Here is a 22,321-nt window from a genome sequence, read left to right as displayed (position 1 = left end):
CCTACTTCAACTGTACACGTGGATCAACCACTTTGTAGACCAAATCGGCAATCAGGTTAAAAATCATGGTTGCAGCTGCGATGTATACTGTAATTGCCTTAATAACAGGAAAATCACTTCGTTCAACTGCAATAATGACTTCTCGACCAATACCGGGAATACCAAAAAAACGTTCAATTAAAAATGCACCTATGAGTAACGCCGGTAAAGTTGACATCACATCGGTAATAATAGGAATTGAAGCGTTACGCAGTACATGTACACCTAAAATTCGGCTTTCACCTACACCTTTAGCACGTGCTGTTCGAACATAGTCCTGATTAATTTCATCAAGCACAAAACTACGATATAAACGTAAGGTTGGTGCAATACTCACAACTAACATGATTAAAATTGGAAGTAAGGCAAATTTAAATAAATTCTCGGTAAAGGTGTCACTCCAGCCTTGTACGGGAAACCAACTGAGCTGATAAGCTAAAACATATTGAAAAACAATAATGTAAACTAAAATACTAATTGACATAGCAATGGTACATAGCATCATGACCATACGGTCGGTTAGAGAACCTCGTACCGCTGCAACAGCCAATGCCAAAATAATTGAAATAACGGTTTGTAAAATAGTGAGCGGAATTAAAAGCGTGAGCGACGGCCCTAATCGAGTTAAAATAATTTGGGAAACAGGTTCGCCAGTACTCCAACTCGCACCATAGTCAAAAGTCAGAATCTGCTTAATGAAAATCCAGAGTTGAACGTAATACGGCTGATCGACACCTAGCTGTTTACGAATGTTTTCGATTTGCTCAGGATTAGACATCTTGCCCGCTAAAATATAGGCAGGATCTCCACCGACCCAGTTAAAAAGAATAAAAATAAGTAAGACTACTCCCAACATGGTTGGAATCATCTGCCATAAACGCCGAATAACATATGCCAGCATAGTGATAATTCCTTATTTAACCCGTTGTCCGGTAATTTCATTAAAGAACGCTTTATTGTCAGGCTCACGACCAAGAAAATCTTTCACTAGCTCAGCAGCTGGCTTTTGGCTACCTTGCGATAAAATCGTTTGACGGTAACGTTGCCCTACTTGCGGATTATTGAGGTTATCGCCATAAGCAGAAAGCATGTCTAAAGCCAAAACCTCAGACCACATATAGCCGTAATAACCTGCTTGATAACCGCCCATCAAATGCCCAAACTGACCTGGAAACTCTGTTGTTGGCACATAACCCAAGGCTGTAGCTGCTTCCATTTTTTGCCAAGTTTCCAAAGGTTTTACTTTGAAGGCATCAGCGCTATGAAGGGCCATATCGTACTGGGCATAGAGTGTCTGACGTGCATAACGCAAGCCGCGTCCATAGTTATGTACCGCTTTTAAACGTGCAATTAACTCATCGTCAACGCGCGGGCATGCTGGATCACAATAATCGGCAACTTTAGATAAGGTTTCTTTACGGCGTGCCCACTCTTCATACATTTGAGAAGGTGCTTCTACAAAATCACGTTCTACGGATGTTCCTGACTGACTGGCATAACGTGTATTTGACAAAATGCCATGCAAGGCATGACCAAACTCATGAACAAAAGTTTCTAACTCATCACTATTTAAACCTTTGCGGTTAAAATTGGTGACCAATGCTGAAACAGGTAATCTATTGGTTAAAGTGCTACCACCGTATACTCCCCAAACCGCGGCATGGCCATATTTCCCCTCACGAGGGAATTTATCCATATATAGGCCGCCCAAAAGTTTTCCTGTCTTTTTATCAACTACATCGTAATATTCAACTTCGTCCTGCCATGCTTTAACTTTGACAGGTTTAAAGTCAATACCGTAAAGGTCAGATGAAATGGCAAACAACCACTTTTGAGCAGCTAAAGTTGGGAAATAATCACGAAGCTTTTCCTGATCAATCTGATATTTACTCTTACGAAGTTTTTCACTCCAGTAAGCTTCACTCCAACGTGTTATCTCGGTTTTATCTAATGGCGTTTTTAAAGTTTGCGCTTTAAATGCTCGGAGTTCTTCGACTTCTTTACGTTCAAGGGGGGCTACTGTTTTTTGTACGTCTGCTAAAAACTGGTTTACAGCATCAGGGGTTTTAGCCATACGATCTTTTAAAACCCAATCCGCATAACTTGCTTTTCCAAACAATTGTGCCAACTCATAACGTAAATCTACTGCCTGCTTGAGTAGTTTTAAATTTTGCTCAGTACCACGTCTTGTAAAAGCAATCTGATATCTTTTTCGGGCATCATCGTTGTCTGCCAACTCCATAAATGGCCGATATTCTGGATATTCAAAACCAACCAAATAATTTCCTTTCGCATTCTTTTTCAAACCTGAAATATAACTTTCTGGTAAACCCTTCATCTCTTCAGCAGTAAACTCAAGTTTTTCAGGGTTATCACGAACATTACGGGCATATTCTTGTTCTAATTTAGTCAATTCATCCAGAATAGCTTTCATTCTTGCGCGTTTTGTCGGTTCAAGTTGAACACCTGTATCTTCAAATTGGCTCAAAATATCTTGACGATATTTTTTATCAACTGGGTCCGTTGCTTGTGTATTTTTAATTAAGTTATATAGCTTGGGATTTTGAAAAATATCAGTGTGAAATTGATTAATTTTGATTTCACAATCTTCGGCCGCCTTACGCAACTTTGCATCTGGGTCTACGTTGCTATATAAGCTTATCGGACCTGAAAAATTTTCAAAATGAGCAAAAATTTTATCCCATTTTGCCAAAATAGGTGCCGCTGCTGCGTTAGCATTAACAGGTGTTTTCTCAAAGTCTGTAATCTGTTGCTGAATTTTTTTTAAATTAGAATCACACCATGTTGGAAGCTGCTTTGCTTTAAGTAGTGGTAATATACTACGAGTTGTTTCAGCTGAAGCATATTGGTTTATACCTATAGCCAACATACATAACGTTGTCATTTTTAGTGTTTTATTCTTCATCATATCTCCAGATTTTTCATTTAATGATTAGATTTAGTATTTGTATCAATATCAAAGTACATCCACTCAGCATGTAAAATTGGATGCTTTTTATAGCCAATGACACGCGGCTGGGCCAACATATTTCGGTAGCGGGCGTAGGACATTTGCACAGGCATATAGACTTCTAACAAACGCGTCATTTTTCGATAAAGCGCATCCCGTTCAGAGCCAGCTTTCATTTGTTGGGTTTGGCGATACAACTGGTCAAACTCTGGAATCGAACCACAAGACCAGTTCGTCATATGCGTATTGGGACCATAAAAATTCTGCATAAAATTATCGCCATCAGGATAATCAGCAATCCATGCAGAAGCACCAAACATACCTTCACACTGTTTTTGTGCTCGAATTAGATCTGCAAAAAGCATTGGTTTAAACACCATTCGAATATTCAAACTATCAAAGTTTTTTTTCCAAAGTTCAGCACTTTGCTGACCAATACTGTCACTGCGAGCCATATATTCAATTACAAGGGGCTTCCCATTTGGTTGAGTGCGCCAACCTGATGCATCTTTTTTATAGTGATATCTATCTAACAGTAAATTTGCTGCTTTCACCGAATATGGCGTACTGGTTCTATACTGAGGGTCATATCCCACTACACCGGGTGGAACTGGAAAATGTAGACGCTCGGCATCATCATTTCTTACTAATTTAATTTCTTGATCTAGTGAGCGAGACATTGCAATTGCACGGCGTAACGCAATCTTTTCTTTACTCATTCCGCCTACAACTGGATTTTTAAGGTTCCAATAAATATAGCTAATTTCAGGATCAACAATACGAGATAAATGCACACCCTCTTTGGCAAGTTCAGGTCTTAATTTACCGTCTTTAATCGCCTTCGCAACCAATTGCCCTTCAAGCTGAAATATATCAATCTCACCACGCTGAAATGCCAGCCACCGTGATTGGTTTTCTTCCATAACCTGAATATCAATTGTGCCTATTTGAGGCATTTTTTTACCTTTAAGGCGTTTTACAATTGCCCCATCCTCAGGGCTACTGGCTGCAAAGTTCCAAGTAAAGCCGCGATAATCAGGATTCGCTTTTAGAACAATGCGCGAAGCTGGCACCCACTTGCTCAGTACATAAGGGCCTGTACCTACAGGATGTCCCATGACAAAACCAGCTTTATCTTTATACTTTTCGATGACTTCACGCGCCACAGCACCTGTCGGGTCATGTGCCAGTAATAAAGGAAAGTTATAATCTGGTTTAACTAATCGGATCACCAAAGTGTACTTATCAGGTGTTTGTAAACCACTTACCTTTTGGTCATAGTTAAATTTTCCGGTTTTATTGGCTGCTTTTATTAATGCATCCATACCTTCGATTTTGCTCTCTAACAACCAGCTATTTGGAGAACGTAAATTCGGATCCAATAAGCGCTTAAAAGAGTACGCATAATCATTGGCTGTTAACTCTCTAGGCTTCCCTTTAAATACAGGGTCCGGCGTAAAATAAATGCCTTTTTTAATGTGAATAGTATAAGTCAGACCGTCTGCACTCACTTCGGGCATAGTTGTAGCAATATGAGGAACTAATTTTGCGGGCCTTGCTAAATAGTCATACGTATATAAAGTTTCAAATATTGAAGTGGTTACATGCGCCGAATACAAATCATGGATATAAGCTGGGTCGAAACCTGTTTCAGCTGTCGGGAATACATAACGTAAAACTTTATTTGGATCGGCGGGGCTTTTCGCAAAAATACTTGTAGATCCAGTTAATGCCATACTGGCGAATAATAGGCTGACACTACAATGCTTGAGCTGTTTTATTAAATTTTCAGTCATAATTATCTTTATCTAAAATTATTTTTTAACAGGAGTAATATCAAGATATTGCCAGTTCGTATTCATTATTGGATGAGGTTTAAATCCCTGAACTTGCGGCTGTATCAACCAGTTACGAAGTCGAGTTACATGAATAATCCACGGATTGTCAGCTTCAATCTGGCGGTTAAGCTTTTCATAATATGGTAGACGTTGTTGGGGTGGTAAATGAGTGACTTGATTATAAAGGGCATCATAAGTTTTAGACTGGTAACAAGCATGGTTTCCTTGCCCCGCGTTTGGACCATAAAGTAATTGTGCAAAATTGTCTCCTTCAGGATAGTCAGCAATCCATGCTCCACTCCAAATCATATATTTACATTGAGTTGCAGCTTTTAAGTTATCTGCAAAGTTACTCACCTTGAAGTCAGCGCGAATGCCAATGGCATCCAGATTTTTTTTCCAGAGTTCAGAATGAATAACTGAAGCCGAGCTATTTTCATTATTAATTTTTAAAACCAAAGGCTTCCCGTTTGGTAAGTTTCGGTAACCATCAGCCCCTTTTTTATAACCATAATGATCAAGTAGTTTATTGGCTAATAGCGGATTGTATCCTACGCTACTTCTGTACTTCGGGTTATATCCATTTACACCTTCAGGTATAAACATTTCTGCTCTAACAGCTTGCCCTTTGTAAGCTTGTCTTATACTTTCTTTTTGATCATATGCCAAAGTAATTGCTCGACGAAGAGCTATCTTGTCTGGGCTAAAACCGCCAATCACCGGATCACGCATGTTCATCATCGTATAGGTAATTTCAGGTTCTTTATTAGGGAAATGCTTAATTCCCTTTTTTTGAAAAGATGCTTTAAGTTGTCCCTTATCTAAAGCTTGAGGAACTGCATTCGCAGTAAGTCTATCAAAATCCAATTGACCAGACTGAAAAGCTAACCATCGTGACTGTTGTTCTTCAATAATACTGACTACAACTTTACCAATTTGCGGCATTTTCTTACCGCTCATTTCTTTAACAAGCTGGTTATCCCAAGGTGTTCCTGTCGACTTAAAGTTCCACACGAACCCCCGATAATCAGGATTAGCAACCAACTCGACCTTACTTCTTGGAACATATTTACTTAACATGTAAGGTCCAGTACCTACTGGATGCATGCCAATACGATCACCGTAATAATCAACAACCTCCTTAGCAACACCACCAAATGCAATATAGGCAAGAATATAAGGAAAATTATAGTCTTGACGTGTCAAAGTGAATTGTAGAGTATATCGATCAAGCGCTTTCACTCCTGCAATGGGTGCGGCGTAATCAAATTTTCCAGTTTTCTTTGCCTTAGCTACAACCACATCGGCACCTAACAATTTCCCATCAATGAATGAAACAGAAGGTGCCCTATTTTCAGGATCTAAAATGCGTTTAATTGTATAGACGTAGTCTTCGGCTACCAGCTCACGGCGTTTACCTTTAAAAGCAGGATCATTGGTAAAATAAATACCTGGCCTAATTTTAAATGTATAAACTTTACCGTCTTGTTCCACCTTAGGCAGGCTTTCAGCCGTATAAGGAACTAACTGTACTGGACGAGCTAAATAATCATATTTGAGTAAAGGCTCGAAAATAGCTTCCACAATACTACCACTATAAAAATTGGTGGTTTTAACCATGTCAAAACCATCATCAGGCGCTTCATAAGCAACATGTAATATTTTGTTTGGTTGTGCAGGCGTTTGGGCGAAAGCACAAGAAACTGATGTAATAGCCAGACTTAAAATGGCGAGCTTAAAAATTTTTAATTTCAAGTTCCTACCTACTTAATTAATATTTTAAAGATATTATCCTTTTGAGTAACATCTAAATCCGCATAAGAAAAGTTCTTTCTCAGCGGACTACTTTCTTCTTTGTAAATTACTAACCGTTTTATTCAATCTTTTATTTGATCAAATGGAAAAAGCTAACAATAAAATTAGAAAGCTGTAACTATCTAATATAAAGCGAATTTCATGCCATATTTTGTGATCAAGAATAATCCATATAAAAATATTTAAAATTTACATTTTTATTAGGCACTTAAAACTTTTGGGACTATATAAATAAAAGTAAGTTTTTGCCAAATATTATATTTATATAACCTATCCACCATTAACCTATATTGCACAATTAAAAGTCACAAATGTTTCATTCTAGTTCAGAAAAAATCGTTATTTTTCACAAAAAACAACAGACCAACCATTTGATTTATAAATAGAAGTATATGAAATTATCATAATGTTACGTTATACAGTTACATTTAACAAAGTTCTAAAAAGATACATAAATGGATATGTAATACATGAAGATTCAAACAATGGTTATTTTTTATACAAATAAATTTGAAACTTTTCGCCAACTCATTATTTTTTTCCAAATAGAAAAATAATTTGTTTGATTCCACCCTCTGAATTACAGCCGAAACCATAATAAAATCAATATTTATCAATATTTTGCATAAACTAAAAAAAGAAAAATATATAGTTGGCACTTGCTTTGCTTAAACACTTTTCAGCAATATCGCTAACTACAACAAAAAGGGATCAAATCCACGATGAAAAAAAAATACAATGTTCGATCTCAGGTAACCCCCAAGATCGGCAAAACAATTCTTAAATTAAGCACCCTTAGTTTAAGCATGATGTGTCTTACCCTGGCACAAGCAGCAGAAACTGAACCATCAAGTAATGATGATAAACCAACAAAAGTCGTCAAAGTTGCCGTTACAGGTTCTTCAATCAAAGGTGTTGCAGCGCAAAGTGCTTCACCCATTACTATCGTGAAAGTTGATGAAATTTTAAAACAAGGGGTAACAACAACCGAAGAGGCTTTAGCAAAGATTAGTGCAAACCAATCGAGTTTTGTTACTGCGCAAAATGTAGGTGCTAGCGGAACCGTAGGCTCAGCAGCAGACCTGCGAGGAATTGGTGCCAATAAAACTTTAATCTTACTTAATGGTCGTCGTTTAGCTGCAAATGCCTATGATAGCGGTGTCACTAATTTAAATATTATTCCACTCGCAATGTTAGATCGCATTGAAGTATTACGAGATGGAGCATCAGCAATTTACGGTACAGATGCAATTGGTGGTGTAATTAACTTCATTACTAAAAAACAATTTACTGGTTTAAACATCAGTGGAGGTTTGACACAACCAGAGCAAAATGGAGGTGATACACAAGATGTAAGCGTATTTGGTGGTTATGGTGATCTTGATGAAAATGGATTTAATATCTTTGGTGTCATCGATTACCGACATGGTAACGATGTTATGGCAAAAGATCGTAAAGTTAGTAAACGTGGAGGATTAATACCAGAACTAGGTATTACAAAAGGGAGTAGCGGTAGTTTTCCCGCTAATTTTTATGACAAGGAAACTGGTGCCGAAGGAAACCCATATGCAGCCACAGGCTGTGGCAGTAACCCGCTCGTTTACGTACAGAATGGATCCTGCCGTTACAACAGTCAGGCAGTGATTGGAATTGTTCCAAAAACTGAAGATATCTCAGCACTAGGGCGTGCTACTTTTAAACTCAATGATAATTTAAATGCTGTAGCAGAATACGTCTACGCGCGTAATGAAATTACTACCTCTGTGGCTCCAGATGTTTTCTTTGATTTAACATTAAATCCTGATAGCAAATATTACCCAGGTAATGGTATTACACCTGGAATGAATAATGTGAGCGGTCCACTTGAACTTTATATTCGTTCTCAAGCTGGTAATCGTGTTAGTTCTAGTATTAATGAGTCACATCGAGTATTCGGTGGTCTAGAGGGTGAAGCATTCGGTTGGGATATTAATACTGGTGTTACTTATGCTCATAGCGAAGCGGAAGATCGGTTAAACAGTGGGTATCTTAACTACAACAAAACTCAAGAGGCTTTAAATAATGGTATTTTAAACCCATTCGGTCCACAAGCACCAGAAGATACAGGCTTATGGGATACACTAGGTGTAACTGGTGCTTATTTAAAAGCAGACGTTGACTCAACTACTGTTGATTTCACCGCCAGTCGACCTATATTTAAATTACCTGCCGGTGACGTTGGTTTTGCAATTGGAACTAGCTACCGCCACGATGAATGGACCTCAAACGTAGTATCTGAAGTGGCTAGTCAAGCACCAAGTACAGGAGTTGATCCAAATGAACCTACGAATAAAGGAAAAAGAGAGATCAAAGCAGTCTTTACTGAACTGCATATTCCCTTACATAAAACTTTAGAAGCTCAACTTGCTGCTCGTTACGATGATTACAGTGACTTTGGCGATACGTTTAATCCTAAATTCGCACTTCGCTGGGAACCAATTAAACAATTAATGTTCCGTACCTCTTATAGTACAGGATTCCGAGCACCAACTTTATGGGAAGTAAATGCTCCTAACTCTATAACAAATACTTCAGCCTACCATAATGACCCTGTACTTTGTCCGAATGGCCCTCCTAAAAAACCGGGAGATACTCTTCCACCTGGTGGTGTTGCCAGTCGTGATTGCGAAACCCAATTTGATCGGAAAAATGGAGGAAATAAAGATCTCGACCCTGAAGAATCAAAATCATTTACTGCTGGTCTAGTTCTAGAACCAATTAAGAATTTAGTTCTAACCTTAGATTATTTTAATATTGAAGTTGAAAATCAAATTGCTGCATTATCTGAGAGTGATATTTTTAACAATCCAACAAAATATGCAGACAAGTTCGTACGCAACTCAGATGGAACGCTTAACCATATCATTACTACTCAAGACAATATGGGTGATTTAAAAACCTCTGGTGTCGATGTAAGTCTGAATTATATAACCCCAATGACAGCAACAGGTCGATTTGGCTTTGGAATCGATGGAACTTATGTCATTAAATATAAATATCAAAATGAAAAAGATGGAGACTGGATTAGTAGTTTAGGCACATATGTTGGAGATGCCCCAATTATTCGTTGGAAACATACTGCTAATTTATACTGGAATTACCAAAACTGGGGTGTAAATTTCCAACAACAATTCACTCGCGGTTATGATGACCAAAATTCAAGCTCCACTGTCAAAGCAGGTTATGAAAACCATAAAGTGAGCGACTATACAATTTATAATATTTCAGGTACTTACAAAGGCTTTAAAAATCTAGAAGTCACCGCAGGAATTAAAAATATTTTTGATGAAGATCCTCCAGCTTCAAATGTTGGCGACAACTTCCAAATGGGATATGACCCACGTTACGCAGATCCTTTAGGACGTACGTACTTTGTACGAGGTACATATAAGTTCTAAATGGTTGTTCTGCAAATATAACTCTCAACAGTTAGTTTGCAGAACAAATACCCATTCTTAGCCAAACAGTCATTTAAAAAAATTGTTTGTCTACAGTTTCAGGAGTAACTATGGGCATGACTTTTACAGACATAGAAAATAAATCTGCAAAGCGCCTTATTGGTATTGCCGCAGTGCTTTTTCTGCATCTTATTGTTGCCTATATTCTAATGACAGGTTTAGCAAACAATATTCAAAAACCAGCAGAAAAACCTGTGGAATTACAAATTATTCAGGATATTAAGCCACCGCCTCCTCCAAAACCAGAGGAGCCCAAGCCTAAGGAAAAACCGCCTGAGCCACCTAAAATGGTAGAAAAGGTAGCCAAATTACCTGAGCCGCCTAAACAAGTAGAGAAAGTAGCAACACCGGTACAAAAAACGACACCGGTAGCTCAACCAACTAAAGTGGCTACTCCAGCTCCTGCTGCACCTAGTACCCCATCACCAAGCCCTGTTGCCGCACCTGCTCCAGTGGCTGCTGCGCCGGCACCCAAACCAGCTGGTGTAAGTCGTGGTGTTTCAGAGGGTTCTGCTGGCTGTGAAAAACCAGAATATCCACGTGAAGCACTTATGAATGAAGAACAAGGGACAGTGCGTATACGTGTTCTGGTTGATACATCCGGCAAAGTTATTGATGCCAAAGTAAAAAAATCGAGTGGCAGCAAAATTTTAGATAAGGTGGCAACTAAAGCTTACAGCTTATGTACGTTCAAACCAGCAATGAAAGATGGCGTGCCTCAGCAAGACTGGTATGAAATTGAATATCCATTCGTAATTGAATAAACAACTGAATTAGCAAGAAATTAAAGATATTGGAGATAATATGATGAAAAAACCAACTCAACACCTAGTACGCGTCGCTTCTGCAAGTTTAATCGCAGCATGCTCTTTACTTCCATTAAGCTCGGTTTTTGCAGAAGAAACGAATACTCCTGTTGCAACAGCAACTACTGAAGCCACTTCAAATGCAAATATTCCAACTCCACCACCAAAGCCAGCAACTAGCGAAACTGTTAAAAATCCCTATGGCCTAGAAGCGCTTTGGCGTGAGGGAGATTTAGTTGCTAAATCTACTTTATTTATATTAGTACTCATGTCGATTGGTACTTGGTACATCATTATTTCTAAATTCTTACAGCAAGCTAAAGTAAAGCGCCAAGGTAAAGAAGCAGAGAAAAGTTTTTGGGAAGCAACTTCACTAGATAATGCAGCCGACAATCTAGAGCAAAGTAGTGCATACCGCTTTATTGCAGAAAAAGGCATTAATTCAACTAAATCACACGGCGGCTCTTTACTTGAACGTATTGACTTTAATACATGGGTAAGCATTTCAATTCAACGCGCAATTGAAAAAATACAAAATCACTTAGGTGGTGGTTTAGCATTTTTGGCAACAGTTGGATCTACAGCACCATTTGTTGGCCTTTTTGGTACGGTTTGGGGAATTTATCACGCATTAACAGCTATCGGCATTTCAGGTCAGGCATCTATTGATAAAGTTGCTGGTCCTGTCGGTGAAGCTTTAATTATGACAGCTATTGGTCTTGCAGTCGCAGTACCTGCTGTACTTGGTTACAACTGGCTAACTCGCCGTAATAAAGCAGTTATGGAAAATGTCCGTTCGTTTGGTTCAGATTTGCATGCGGTTTTATTAAGCGGAGAAATTAATACCAATAACTCCATTAACCGCAGCATTAAATAATCAGGAGTAAACATTATGGGTATGAGTGTTGGCTCTGAAGATGATGATGAAATGATTGGCACAATTAACACGACACCTCTCGTGGATGTCATGTTGGTTTTACTTATTATTTTTCTTATTACGATACCGGTAGTTACACATACGGTTCCAGTGAAACTGCCAGAAGAAAAAAATACTCCGTACGCAACCACGCCTGAAAATATTCAACTTTCTGTAAACAAGAAAGGAGATATTTTTTGGAATGAAAGCTATGTGCCTAATAAAGAAATATTGTTATCAAAACTCCAAGCAGTTGCACAAAAAAGACCTCAGCCAGAGGTACACATTCGTGGAGATCAGCTTACCCATTTTGAGGCAATAGATCAGGTGATTAGCACGACCAAACAAGCCGGTATTGGCAAAATTGCCTTTGTTACTAGCCCTCCAGCCTCCCCGTAATTAACTTAAGGAGAATTTTATGGGTATGAATGTCGGCTCAAATAATGATGATGACGTGATGTTAGAAGTCAACATGACACCTCTTATTGATGTCATGCTGGTACTCATTATTATGTTTATTATTACCATACCTGCGCCAAACAACGCGATTAATATTAATTTGCCAAATGGCACACCCCCACCAACAAATGAAAAGCCACCTGAAGTCATTGATGTTCGTATTGATGCTGCTGGCAAAGTATTTTGGAATAACCAACAGGTTTCTGACCGCAAGGCACTAGAGACTTTATTTCAAGGTGTTGTTGCCAAAAAAGATCAAGACCAGATCAAACTTAAACCTGACCAAATGGCTGAATATAAAAACGTAGCAATGGTTATGGCTACAGCACAGCGTTTAGGTGTCACTAAAATTGGAATTGTGAGCGGTAACTAATATTGCTTTTAAATCTATTTAATTCTATTAACTCCTACGCTAACTTGAATCTTCAGTTAGCGTTTTTTTTGAAGGGAAATATTCAACTCTAAAATAATATCTCCACACTCATCATGTTCTCCAGTTTCTATAAAACCTATTTTTTTATAAAGTTTATTAGCAACGTGATTAGATGATTTATACATCGTTCGAATGCGTTTAGCTCCTTTTGTGAATATTTCATCAATCGCCATTTGCAAAGCTGCGGTACCATAACCTTTGGCTTGATTATTTGCATCAATCATAAAGCGAAACAACCAAAACAATGTCTCATCAGGTGGATCAATTTCGACACAATACATTAAGAAACCAACGACTTCATCATCAAAACAGATCACTCGTGGACAGTAATGTTCTTCCACTTTAGACTCAGCAATAGAATATACATTTGGTGCAACATAGTCTTTTTGAGATTCATCCAATGATAATCTTGCACATTGAATCCAATTCTTTCGATTGAGATTTTTTAAATTAATCAAACTTAAAACCTTTTAGCTATAAATCTACTTCTATAAGCACAAAATATACCGAAAATAAAAAAGCCTCCGAAGAGGCTTTTTTTATGACAGGTTAAAATTAGTCACCTGTATAACCTTTTAACTTTAAACGAGCAGCGTGTAGTAACGGCTCAGTATAACCAGAAGGCTGTTCACAACCTTTAAAGATGAGGTCAGAAGCTGCTTGGAAAGCGATATTGGTTTCAAAGTTAGCTGCCATTGGTTTGTACAATGGATCATTCGCGTTTTGCTCATCAACAATTTTCGCCATGCGTTTAAGCACTTCTTCAACTTGTTCACGAGTCACAATACCGTGACGTAACCAGTTCGCAACGTGTTGAGAAGAAATACGTAATGTTGCACGGTCTTCCATCAAGCCCACGTTGTTAATATCAGGAACTTTCGAACAACCCACACCTAAGTCAACCCAACGAACTACATAACCCAAAATACCTTGACAGTTATTTTCAAGTTCGTTGTTGATCTCTTCTGCTGACCAATTTGTTTCTGGTGCAAACGGCGGAGTCAACAAGTCGTCTAATGACAACATTTCTTCAGCTTTTAACTGATCTTGACGCGCTTTTACATTAACTTGATGATAATGCATTGCATGAAGTACCGCACCTGCTGGAGATGGAACCCAAGCACATGATGCACCCGCATTTGGATGTGCAGCTTTAGTTGCCAACATATCTTTCATGCTATCTGGTTTTGGCCACATGCCTTTACCAATTTGTGCTTTACCTTGTAAACCAGACTTCAAACCAATTGCAACGTTACGGTTTTCGTAAGCAGCAATCCATTTTTGTGTTTTTACAGCTTCTTTACGGACAACTGGTGCAGCTTCCATTGACGTATGAATTTCATCGCCAGTACGGTCCATGAAACCAGTATTAATAAAGATAGTACGGTCTTTTGCAGCAGCGATACAGTTTTTCAAGTTTACAGATGTACGACGTTCTTCATCCATAATACCGATTTTTAATGACTTCGCTGGTAATCCAATCGCCTGTTCAGCACGTTCAAATAACTCTACAGCAAATGCAACTTCTTCTGGACCATGCATTTTTGGTTTAACAATATACATAGAACCTTTACGTGAGTTCTTGTTTTCGTTTTCACTACGGATATCAGCAACTGACAATAATGGTGTTACCAGTGCATCCATAATTCCTTCGAAAATTTCTTCACCATCTACCAAAATAGCTGGGTTAGTCATTAAATGACCTACGTTACGAAGTAACATAAGTGAACGACCATGAAGTTTTGTTGTACCACCAATTAAGTTTTTAATTTCGCGGTCTTTATTTAAATCACGAACAATCGTTTTACCATTTTTCTCGATAGATTCTTGAAGCGTACCCTTCATTAAACCTAACCAGTTACGGTAGCCTTCAACTTTTTCTTCAGCATCTACTGCAGCAACAGAATCTTCTAAATCTTGAATAGTAGTTACAGCTGCTTCAAATGTTAAATCTTTAACACCAGCTAAATCAGTTTGACCAATTGGGCTAGTCGCATCAATTTCGATAATGACATGAAGGCCATTACTTAGAAGTACAACTTCTGTAGGATTCGCTTCTTCACCGTTGAAACCAACGAACTGAGCTTCATGAGCTAAACCTGTTTTTGAACCATCTTTCAAAGTTACAACAAGTTTATTTTGCTCAATCGCATATTTTGTTGCGTCTGCATGTGAACCTTGCGCAAGCGGAAAAACTTCATTTAAGAAATTTTTAGCGAACTCGATAACTTTTGCACCACGTACAGGATTATATCCTTTACCTTTTTCAGCTCCGCCTTCTTCAGAAATTACATCGAAGCCGTAAAGTGCATCATATAAAGAACCCCAACGAGCATTTGCTGCATTTAAGCTATAACGTGCATTACGTACAGGCACAACTAACTGCGGTCCTGCCAATAATGCGATTTCTTCATCAACATTTTCAGTTGTAATTTGAAAATCTTCAACTTCTGGCAATAAATAACCAATTTCAGTTAAGAACGCCTTATAAGCACCTAATTCAAATTTGTTGTTACGGTGCCATTCATCAATTTTTGCTTGTAATTCATCACGCTTAGCCAATAATGCTTTATTTTTTGGGCTAAGATCGACAACAACTTGCTCAAAGTTCTTCCAGTAAGTTTCACTATCTAAACCAGAACCTGGTAAAGCTTCATTTTCGATAAAATCGTAAAGTTCTTTAGCAATCGCTAACTTGCCTTTTTGAATACGTGCAGTCATTGTCTTTCCTGAAGTTGCTACTTTTTATACCAAGAGAATCCTAGTATACCGATTTAAATTAAGCTGAATACTAATATCACATTCCTAAATAGTAAGCATTTTCCCTTGTAAAACTATTGACAAAGATAAATTTTTCTATATAGAAAATATTAAAATTCTAACTAGGATTCCCAACAATTTATTCAATATTTAAAGATACTGAAACTAGACTTTTTGTTAACAGACAAAAAATTTCACTATCTTATTTTTCTAAAGCGTATTTAGTTATATCAAACTTTGCAGCTTGAAAAAGCACTATTTAACGAAATTTATCTATTTTTGTTGTAAAAAAAAGCGCCCTATATAGAGCGCTTTTCATATCTATTTTTTATGCGTTTTTAGCTTCATCAATATAGCGATGTTCTGAATGCAAATATTCATCAGATTGCATTTCTAATAAACGCGAACGAGTACGCTCAATTTCAAATGCTAACTTTTCACCTTGATAAATATCAATAATACTATCTTGAGAAGTTAAAAGTAATTTTACTCCACGGTCATAAAACTCATCGACTAGATAAATAAAACGACGTGTGCCTTCAGACAAGAAATCTGTTAAATGAGGAACATTACTCACCAGAACCGTATTATAAATATTTGCAATTTCAATAAAATCTGCTGGGCTACGTGGTTTAAAGCAGAGTTCAGAAAACTCACACCACAATACATCTTCTGTATGCCCTAGAGTCTCAACAATACGATTATTGATTACAATAGGCTCTTGAGAATGAGCTTGTGTATGAGTTAATGCACTGAAACGTTCAGACATCCAGTTTTGGACTTCATTACTTAATGGTGATTTAAATAATTGAGCTTGTTTTAATACGCGTAAACGATAATCCACACCTGCATCTACATTTAAAATAGAGCAGTTCTTTTTAACCATTTCAATTGTTGGCAAGAAACGGTCACGATGAATACCATTTTTATATAAACCATCTGGTGCAATGTTTGATGTTGCAATTAATGTCACGCCACGAACAAACAATTTTTGAAATAAATCACTTAGAATCATTGCATCTGTTACGTTTGACACAAAGAACTCATCAAAACAAATAACGACTGCATCTTTATAAATTTGGTCAGCCACAATTTCAAGTGGATTACGTTGGCCTGAAAGCTTATTTAGCTCTTTATGAACATGTTGCATGAAATGATGAAAATGCATACGTGTTTTACGACGAAACGGCACTGACTCATAAAATTGATCCATAAGCCAAGTTTTTCCACGACCTACACCACCCCACATATAGACACCTTTAGGTGATGTTTGGCGGCGAAAACGACGGAAAGCTTTTTTAGAGGCTTTATAACGGTTTAAAAGTTCTTTCCATACGCGATCTAATTCTTGCACTGCCTGTGCTTGCGCTTCATCTGCCATAAACTGGCCTGAAGCTAAAGCCTCAGCATAGCGTTCTGCTGGGGAAGAAGGTGAGAATGCAGTACTATGAGAAGATTTTAAATTTAACATATCGTTTTATTTCAATTTTAACTGATAGGAGTATAGCGAACATTTTGTTCAACCACATTAGCTTTTAGCATCAAGAATTACGACGATGACTCTTTGCCATATTGTCGAGGACTCTGTCCAAACCATCGTTTAAATGCATGATTAAACGCCGCTGGTTCAGAATAACCGAGCAATTCAGCAATAACTTCTATTGAGTATTCTCTATATTCCATAAGCTTTAATGCCTTATTCTTGATGATTTGTTCACGAATTTGCTTATAACTCGTATTTAACTGTTGCAATTGATGCCTTAATGTCCTTTCAGGCATTTTCAATGCAAAAGCAGTTTCCGCCATGCTCGGGATAATACCTTGTTGCAACTCAAGATAATCTTGCACACATTGTATGATATGTGGAGTTTGGTGATCTTGTTGATTTAATCTTGTTATTTCTGTAATACATTTTGATTCATAAATACGATGTGTAATGATATCCGCTGAAGGGATCTTAATTTCAAGCACATCCTTGCTTAGGCTAAATGCTGCATATTTACCATTAAAGTGCACATCATCGCCATAGTATGCAAAATAGCGAGATAAAGTATCTGAGTCAGTTGGTTTTTCAAACGGAAGTTCTATACGCATAGCGGGCATTTGTAATCCCATCATCGTATAAATATCTTGAATAAATTTATAAGTTCCTGAAACTTCACATTGGGCCCGCAACTTGCCAATTTGTGTTTTCAAATCAACAGGCAAATAACTTAAAATTGTACGCTCATCAGTTTCATATAGGCCTAAAGCACCAAATAAATGAGTAAGTTTTTGATACTTTATCCCTTTATTTAATGCAGTTTGAACATCATTACTTGTTACAAGCAACATGAGCAATGGTCCATAACCGGCTAAAGCATAATGCTGTCCAATAAATAGGCCCTTTTCAGGCTCAACATTTTCACTAATAATTTGCTGAATATCCCATTCTAGGCGATCATGAATTGTGGAACTCGGATCTAAAGCATCAACCTTAATTCCTATACCAGCCAAACGTGAGTCGACATCAATGCCTGCATTGCGCATTCCTTGAATTAAATACATTAAACCAAGTATCGACCGTTTCATTCTTCTATCAATTTCCCTAGACTCAAATGTTTTACTATAAACAAGAAAGAAAATTAATTGCCGAATCTATCAATTTTCACGTCGATACAATCATGTTTAAACTGGTTAAAAAACGTTAGTCTTGCCTGCAATCCTCCTTTTAGCTTATGCAGGGTTTCCAATGCTAAACGCAAAGCAAGATGCTATTCAAAAAACTAAAATCGCTATTATTGGTGCTGGATTTGGTGGCCTAGGAATGGCAATCCGTTTACTGCAAAATCAACAGCAAGACTTTGTTATTTTAGAAAAATCAAATGATGTTGGCGGAACTTGGCGGGAAAATCGCTACCCAGGTGCAGCATGTGATGTTCAATCTCATATGTATTCCCTCTCTTTTGCACCTAAAACTGACTGGTCAAAACGTTACGCTGAAGCAGCAGAGATTTTTCAATATATTCAAGATATTACAGAAAAATATAAGATTAAAAATTACTGCAAGTTTAACCATGATGTAAGCAATATCCAATATGATGAAACACGTCACGTGTGGACTCTAGATTTTAAAAATCAGCCTTCGATCGAAGCTCAATTTGTAGTTTTTGCATCAGGCCCGTTGCATATCCCGCAAATCCCCCATATTCAGGGTATCGAAAAATTTAAAGGCAAAGTTTTCCATTCATCACAATGGGAACATGACTATAATTTGAATGGTAAATCAGTTGCATCTATTGGTACAGGTGGTAGCGCAATTCAATATATTCCGGAAATAGCTGGAGATGTTAAGCAACTCTATGTATTTCAAAGAACGGCAGCATGGGTAATACCACGAGATGAACGCAAATACTCAGGTTTGAGTAAAGCATTATTCAAATCTTCCAATATTTATCGCCAAATTCATCGTAGTCGTCTTTATTGGAGTAATGAGTCACGTGTTGTACCGATTGTTCAACCTCAAATTATGAAATATGGTCAAAAGTTGGCAGAAGCTTTCATTCGCTTCCAAGTTAAAGACAAGGGAGTCGCTAAGAAACTCACACCGGACTTTGTGATGGGATGTAAACGTATTCTTATTTCAAATAAATACTTCCCTACATTTAACCGTAAAAATGTTGAGCTAATAACGGATAGCATTCAAGAAATTAAAGAAAACAGTATTGTTACTAAAGATGGTAAAGAACGGCCTATTGATTGCTTAATTTACGGCACAGGTTTTATAACTGACCCACGTATTTACTTAAAACATTTCACTTGTATTGGACGCAATCAAATCGAGTTAAAACAGGCATGGAAAGATGGTGCAGAAAGTTATTATGGCATTATGACTAAAAACTTTCCTAACCTATTTCAATTAGTCGGCCCTAATACAGTATTAGGGCATAATTCAGTTATTTTTATGATTGAATCTCAAGTAAATTACATTTTACAGCTGATTCAACTTGTAGAGAAGTCTGGTCAAAAAGCAATTGAGATCAAACCAGAAGTTCAAGATGCTTTTAACGAGCGAGTTCAAACTCAGCTTCAAGGGACTGTGTGGCAAGCTGGAGGCTGTAGTAGCTGGTATCAATCTACCGATGGAAAAAACTTTTCGTTATGGCCAACCTATACATGGAAGTATTGGTTAGAAACGCGCAAAGTTAATCCTAAAGATTACGTACTCTTAAATAAAAGCTCACAGAGCTATGCAGCTTAAAATGTTCAAGACATAATAGGTGGGTTAAAAACAATCCACCTATTATTATATGCAATCTTTTTATCTTATCATTCAAATTTTTTTAGCACTTGCTTCCGGCTATTTTCTAGCACCTAAACTATCTCTAAATATCCGAAAGTTTATTTTTAAAATACTGCCCTATTTTTCTTATATTCTCTTAGCAAGTGTGGCTTTAGAGTTAACACTGGCACTTGATCAAATTGAGAATCCTTCTACGATACTTCCACCAGCTATAATCATTGCACTTACCACATCTTTTGGTTCTTTTTTTACGTGTTTATTGGCTTATACAATTTTTGATAAACAAAGTGTAAAAGGAAAAATCTCACTTCAACTTTTTGTAAATGCTTTAAAGAATATTGCAAAAGCCTTTCTTGCCTTAGGCGTCGGTGTTCTATTGGGAGCTATTGTCACTCAATTCAATTCACATATGGCATTTAATAGTTGGTATTTATTATTACTGTTTATTTTCTTAATTGGTATTGAACTTGCCTTCACTCATTTCAACCGTACGTGGTTAAGCTGGAAAATTTTAATTGTACCTTTAGCTGCTTTTATAGGGTCATGTATTGCAAGCTTCTTCAACTACTTTTTGCTTAACAAGCATTTTGCGCTGAACGAAACATTAGCATTAGCACAAGGTTATGGCTGGTACTCAATGTCAGGAATCTTATTTACGCAATTACATTCGGCAGAACTAGGTGGCATCGCGCTATTGACTGATTTATTTAGAGAAATTGTTGCTATATTTTTAATGTATACAATGGGATGGCGTTTTCCTCGCCCTGCTATCTCAAGTGCTGGCGCAACGTCAATGGATGTTACCTTAGCAATGGTAAAACAGTCATGCGGTACACATTATGTACCACATGCCATGATGAGTGGCTTATTATTAAGCCTACTCGCCCCATTATTAATTAGCTTATTTCTAAATTTTTAGGCAATTGAAGCAAGAATAGATTTCAACATTTCTGTTGGATCTTCTGCTTTAGTAATCGGTCGACCAATTACCAGATGTGTAGAACCATCAAGCATAGCCTGCTTTGGAGTTACAATACGTTTTTGGTCGTCTGCATTAGAACCCTCTGGGCGAATACCTGGTGTTACCAAAGAGAAGTCTTGCCCAATTAATTCACGAAGAATCTTAGCTTCTTGAGCAGAACAAACTACACCATCTAAGCCACTTTCTTTAGTGAGTTTAGCTAAGCGCTTTACATGTTCTACAGGTTCAACATCCAAACCAATATCTTTTAAATCTTCTCGACCCATTGATGTGAGTACTGTCACAGCAATCAACTGAGTTTGATAGTTACCCGCTTTTAAACGCTCTACACAAGTTTCCATCATTTTACGGCCACCTGAAGCATGGACATTTACCATCCACACTCCTAGATCAGCTGCTGCACAAACAGCCTGAGCGGTAGTATTTGGGATATCATGAAATTTAAGATCAAGAAAAACTTCAAAATTTTGCTCTTGAAGTTTTTTTACAACAGATGGGCCTTCATGAGTAAAAAGCTCTTTACCCACTTTTACACGGCATAAAGTAGGATCAAGTTGTTCAACAATTTTTAAAGCGTCATATTGGCTTTTTGCATCTAACGCAACAATGATACTCAAGAGACTTTCTTCCATCACATAAAATCAGCGTCATTATAATAGACAAGTCATCAAGTAATAAAGGAATGTATAAGGAAGGCTTTCAAATTTAGAGACAATAATGTCACGGGGACTAATTTTTAGAAAAATAAAAAGAAGAAAACACTGATAAATTAAGGAATATACTACTCTTTATTCGTGAATAAAGAGTAGTGTTCGAATTATAGCGGAGTAGAGTTTTTATCTTGAGGATAAACATCTAAAACGGTTTTTTCATGTCTTACATTTGCAGCGGCTTCTGCTGCTGCTAATTGAGCACTTTGAATCTGTTCTTTTCTCAAATGGTCAATATCTTTACGAAGACGTTTAATTTCCCAGCTTTGTTGAAACACTCTGAAAACCTGTACACCTAGCAAAAGACCGACCACCGTTCCAAGTACTAATGTGAGTAGCAATAATAAGCCTAATCGCATAGCTGGAACTTGAGTAAATAGCAAATCAACAGAAAGCTCTGTTGGATTTTGCAATACAAGGGCTAAAGAATAACCAAATACAACAATAAGCAATGCAATTAAAATATAACGCATAGGCACCCCACTTATAAATTTTTATTTATTTTCCGGATTCGTTGACTGCATCACGCAGTGCTTTCCCGGGTTTGAAATGCGGAACAGCTTTAGCTGCCACTTCAACTGATCTTCCTGTTTTAGGATTGCGACCAACTCTTGGATCACGGTGGTGTAAAGCAAAGCTACCAAAACCACGGATTTCAATTCGATTATCAGTTGATAGTGCTTCTATCATTTGATCAATCATAATTTTAACCGCCTCTTCCACCAAAGGTTCAGCTAAGTGTGGGTTTTTTAGCGCAATGCGTTCAATCAAATCAGACTTATTAAGAGCTTCAGTAGTCATCTACGACCTCGT

18 protein-coding genes are annotated in these 22,321 nt (G+C 37.5%); 7 read left to right on the top strand and 11 right to left on the bottom strand.

The genetic code is table 11. From position 1 onward, the window contains the following. Position 1 precedes the first annotated feature (1 nt). The 4 genes from ASF86_RS04055 to ASF86_RS04040 are packed head-to-tail and all read right to left on the bottom strand — an operon-like array spanning position 2 to position 6,603. Positions 2-940: an ABC transporter permease gene (locus tag ASF86_RS04055; protein WP_003651522.1), complete on the bottom strand. Its 939-nt coding sequence runs from the start codon at positions 938-940 to the stop codon at positions 2-4. 12 nt (positions 941-952) lie between these two features. Continuing rightward, complete coding sequence (locus ASF86_RS04050; RefSeq protein WP_026056101.1) at positions 953-2,965, bottom strand: M3 family metallopeptidase; 2,013 nt, start codon at positions 2,963-2,965, stop codon at positions 953-955. Positions 2,966-2,985: 20 nt separating this feature from the next. After that, positions 2,986-4,809 (bottom strand): ABC transporter substrate-binding protein, encoded by a 1,824-nt coding sequence (locus ASF86_RS04045; protein ID WP_081407544.1) that lies wholly within the window; start codon positions 4,807-4,809, stop codon positions 2,986-2,988. 15 nt (positions 4,810-4,824) lie between these two features. After that, positions 4,825-6,603 (bottom strand): ABC transporter substrate-binding protein, encoded by a 1,779-nt coding sequence (locus tag ASF86_RS04040; protein ID WP_005041044.1) that lies wholly within the window; start codon positions 6,601-6,603, stop codon positions 4,825-4,827. Between the two features lie 782 nt (positions 6,604-7,385). Here ASF86_RS04040 and ASF86_RS04035 point away from each other — a divergent pair. The 5 genes from ASF86_RS04035 (at position 7,386) to ASF86_RS04015 (ending at position 12,714) form a co-directional block, all read left to right on the top strand. Then, positions 7,386-10,100, top strand: a complete 2,715-nt coding sequence (locus tag ASF86_RS04035; RefSeq protein ID WP_056479662.1) for a TonB-dependent receptor — start codon at positions 7,386-7,388, stop codon at positions 10,098-10,100. A 110-nt stretch (positions 10,101-10,210) separates the two neighbouring features. Next, positions 10,211-10,924 (top strand): energy transducer TonB, encoded by a 714-nt coding sequence (locus tag ASF86_RS04030; RefSeq protein ID WP_056479659.1) that lies wholly within the window; start codon positions 10,211-10,213, stop codon positions 10,922-10,924. 40 nt (positions 10,925-10,964) lie between these two features. Further along, complete coding sequence (locus ASF86_RS04025; protein ID WP_056479656.1) at positions 10,965-11,843, top strand: MotA/TolQ/ExbB proton channel family protein; 879 nt, start codon at positions 10,965-10,967, stop codon at positions 11,841-11,843. A gap of 15 nt (positions 11,844-11,858) precedes the next feature. After that, a complete protein-coding gene (locus ASF86_RS04020; RefSeq protein ID WP_056479653.1) occupies positions 11,859-12,281 on the top strand; it encodes an ExbD/TolR family protein in 423 nt (140 codons plus the stop codon). A gap of 19 nt (positions 12,282-12,300) precedes the next feature. Then, complete coding sequence (locus tag ASF86_RS04015) at positions 12,301-12,714, top strand: ExbD/TolR family protein (RefSeq protein WP_056479650.1); 414 nt, start codon at positions 12,301-12,303, stop codon at positions 12,712-12,714. Between the two features lie 56 nt (positions 12,715-12,770). On the opposite strand, the gene ASF86_RS04010 is transcribed toward ASF86_RS04015, so the two are convergent. The 4 genes from ASF86_RS04010 to ASF86_RS03995 all read right to left on the bottom strand — a co-directional run bounded on the left by ASF86_RS04010 (position 12,771) and on the right by ASF86_RS03995 (position 18,105). Further along, positions 12,771-13,232, bottom strand: coding sequence for a GNAT family N-acetyltransferase (locus tag ASF86_RS04010; protein ID WP_056479648.1), 462 nt, complete (start codon positions 13,230-13,232; stop codon positions 12,771-12,773). A 97-nt stretch (positions 13,233-13,329) separates the two neighbouring features. Next, positions 13,330-15,495, bottom strand: coding sequence for a malate synthase G (locus ASF86_RS04005; RefSeq protein ID WP_045432688.1), 2,166 nt, complete (start codon positions 15,493-15,495; stop codon positions 13,330-13,332). Positions 15,496-15,862: 367 nt separating this feature from the next. Beyond that, positions 15,863-17,005, bottom strand: a complete 1,143-nt coding sequence (gene zapE, locus ASF86_RS04000) for a cell division protein ZapE (protein WP_056479645.1) — start codon at positions 17,003-17,005, stop codon at positions 15,863-15,865. Positions 17,006-17,082: 77 nt separating this feature from the next. Next, positions 17,083-18,105: an AraC family transcriptional regulator gene (locus ASF86_RS03995; RefSeq protein WP_056479642.1), complete on the bottom strand. Its 1,023-nt coding sequence runs from the start codon at positions 18,103-18,105 to the stop codon at positions 17,083-17,085. Between the two features lie 121 nt (positions 18,106-18,226). Here ASF86_RS03995 and ASF86_RS03990 point away from each other — a divergent pair, with 121 nt between their 5' ends. Continuing rightward, entirely contained in the window at positions 18,227-19,774 is a 1,548-nt protein-coding gene (locus ASF86_RS03990; RefSeq protein WP_081407543.1) for a flavin-containing monooxygenase, read from the top strand. A gap of 49 nt (positions 19,775-19,823) precedes the next feature. Beyond that, positions 19,824-20,735 (top strand): lysine exporter LysO family protein, encoded by a 912-nt coding sequence (locus ASF86_RS03985; RefSeq protein WP_056479636.1) that lies wholly within the window; start codon positions 19,824-19,826, stop codon positions 20,733-20,735. On the opposite strand, the gene pyrF is transcribed toward ASF86_RS03985, so the two are convergent. The 3 genes from pyrF to ASF86_RS03970 form a co-directional block, all read right to left on the bottom strand. After that, positions 20,732-21,430, bottom strand: a complete 699-nt coding sequence (gene pyrF / locus ASF86_RS03980) for an orotidine-5'-phosphate decarboxylase (protein WP_005041069.1) — start codon at positions 21,428-21,430, stop codon at positions 20,732-20,734. The two genes, ASF86_RS03985 and pyrF, sit on opposite strands and share 4 nt — an antisense overlap. 185 nt (positions 21,431-21,615) lie before the next feature. Continuing rightward, a complete protein-coding gene (locus ASF86_RS03975; RefSeq protein WP_005041071.1) occupies positions 21,616-21,981 on the bottom strand; it encodes a lipopolysaccharide assembly protein LapA domain-containing protein in 366 nt (121 codons plus the stop codon). 25 nt (positions 21,982-22,006) lie between these two features. Beyond that, positions 22,007-22,309 carry an integration host factor subunit beta gene (locus ASF86_RS03970; RefSeq protein WP_003651488.1) on the bottom strand — a complete coding sequence of 101 codons (303 nt, stop codon included), beginning with the start codon at positions 22,307-22,309 and terminating at the stop codon, positions 22,007-22,009. Positions 22,310-22,321 lie beyond the last annotated feature (12 nt).

Source organism: Acinetobacter sp. Leaf130, from assembly GCF_001423205.1.
Classification (GTDB): Bacteria; Pseudomonadota; Gammaproteobacteria; order Pseudomonadales; family Moraxellaceae; genus Acinetobacter; species Acinetobacter calcoaceticus.
Note: the sequence above shows the minus strand (reverse complement) of the source record. Positions and strands in the feature narration are given on the sequence as shown.

What these genes read in the sequence shown, in the direction of transcription:
- ASF86_RS03995 (WP_056479642.1), bottom strand. Translation starts at nt 18,105, where the DNA reads ATGAAACGGTCGATACTTGGTTTAATGTATTTAATTCAAGGAATGCGC.
- ASF86_RS04055 (WP_003651522.1), bottom strand. Translation starts at nt 940, where the DNA reads ATGCTGGCATATGTTATTCGGCGTTTATGGCAGATGATTCCAACCATG.
- ASF86_RS04050 (WP_026056101.1), bottom strand. Translation starts at nt 2,965, where the DNA reads ATGAAGAATAAAACACTAAAAATGACAACGTTATGTATGTTGGCTATA.
- ASF86_RS03985 (WP_056479636.1), top strand. Translation starts at nt 19,824, where the DNA reads ATGCAATCTTTTTATCTTATCATTCAAATTTTTTTAGCACTTGCTTCC.
- ASF86_RS03975 (WP_005041071.1), bottom strand. Translation starts at nt 21,981, where the DNA reads ATGCGTTATATTTTAATTGCATTGCTTATTGTTGTATTTGGTTATTCT.
- pyrF (WP_005041069.1), bottom strand. Translation starts at nt 21,430, where the DNA reads ATGGAAGAAAGTCTCTTGAGTATCATTGTTGCGTTAGATGCAAAAAGC.
- ASF86_RS04005 (WP_045432688.1), bottom strand. Translation starts at nt 15,495, where the DNA reads ATGACTGCACGTATTCAAAAAGGCAAGTTAGCGATTGCTAAAGAACTT.
- ASF86_RS04025 (WP_056479656.1), top strand. Translation starts at nt 10,965, where the DNA reads ATGATGAAAAAACCAACTCAACACCTAGTACGCGTCGCTTCTGCAAGT.
- ASF86_RS04020 (WP_056479653.1), top strand. Translation starts at nt 11,859, where the DNA reads ATGGGTATGAGTGTTGGCTCTGAAGATGATGATGAAATGATTGGCACA.
- zapE (WP_056479645.1), bottom strand. Translation starts at nt 17,005, where the DNA reads ATGTTAAATTTAAAATCTTCTCATAGTACTGCATTCTCACCTTCTTCC.
- ASF86_RS03970 (WP_003651488.1), bottom strand. Translation starts at nt 22,309, where the DNA reads ATGACTACTGAAGCTCTTAATAAGTCTGATTTGATTGAACGCATTGCG.
- ASF86_RS04035 (WP_056479662.1), top strand. Translation starts at nt 7,386, where the DNA reads ATGAAAAAAAAATACAATGTTCGATCTCAGGTAACCCCCAAGATCGGC.
- ASF86_RS04015 (WP_056479650.1), top strand. Translation starts at nt 12,301, where the DNA reads ATGGGTATGAATGTCGGCTCAAATAATGATGATGACGTGATGTTAGAA.
- ASF86_RS04030 (WP_056479659.1), top strand. Translation starts at nt 10,211, where the DNA reads ATGGGCATGACTTTTACAGACATAGAAAATAAATCTGCAAAGCGCCTT.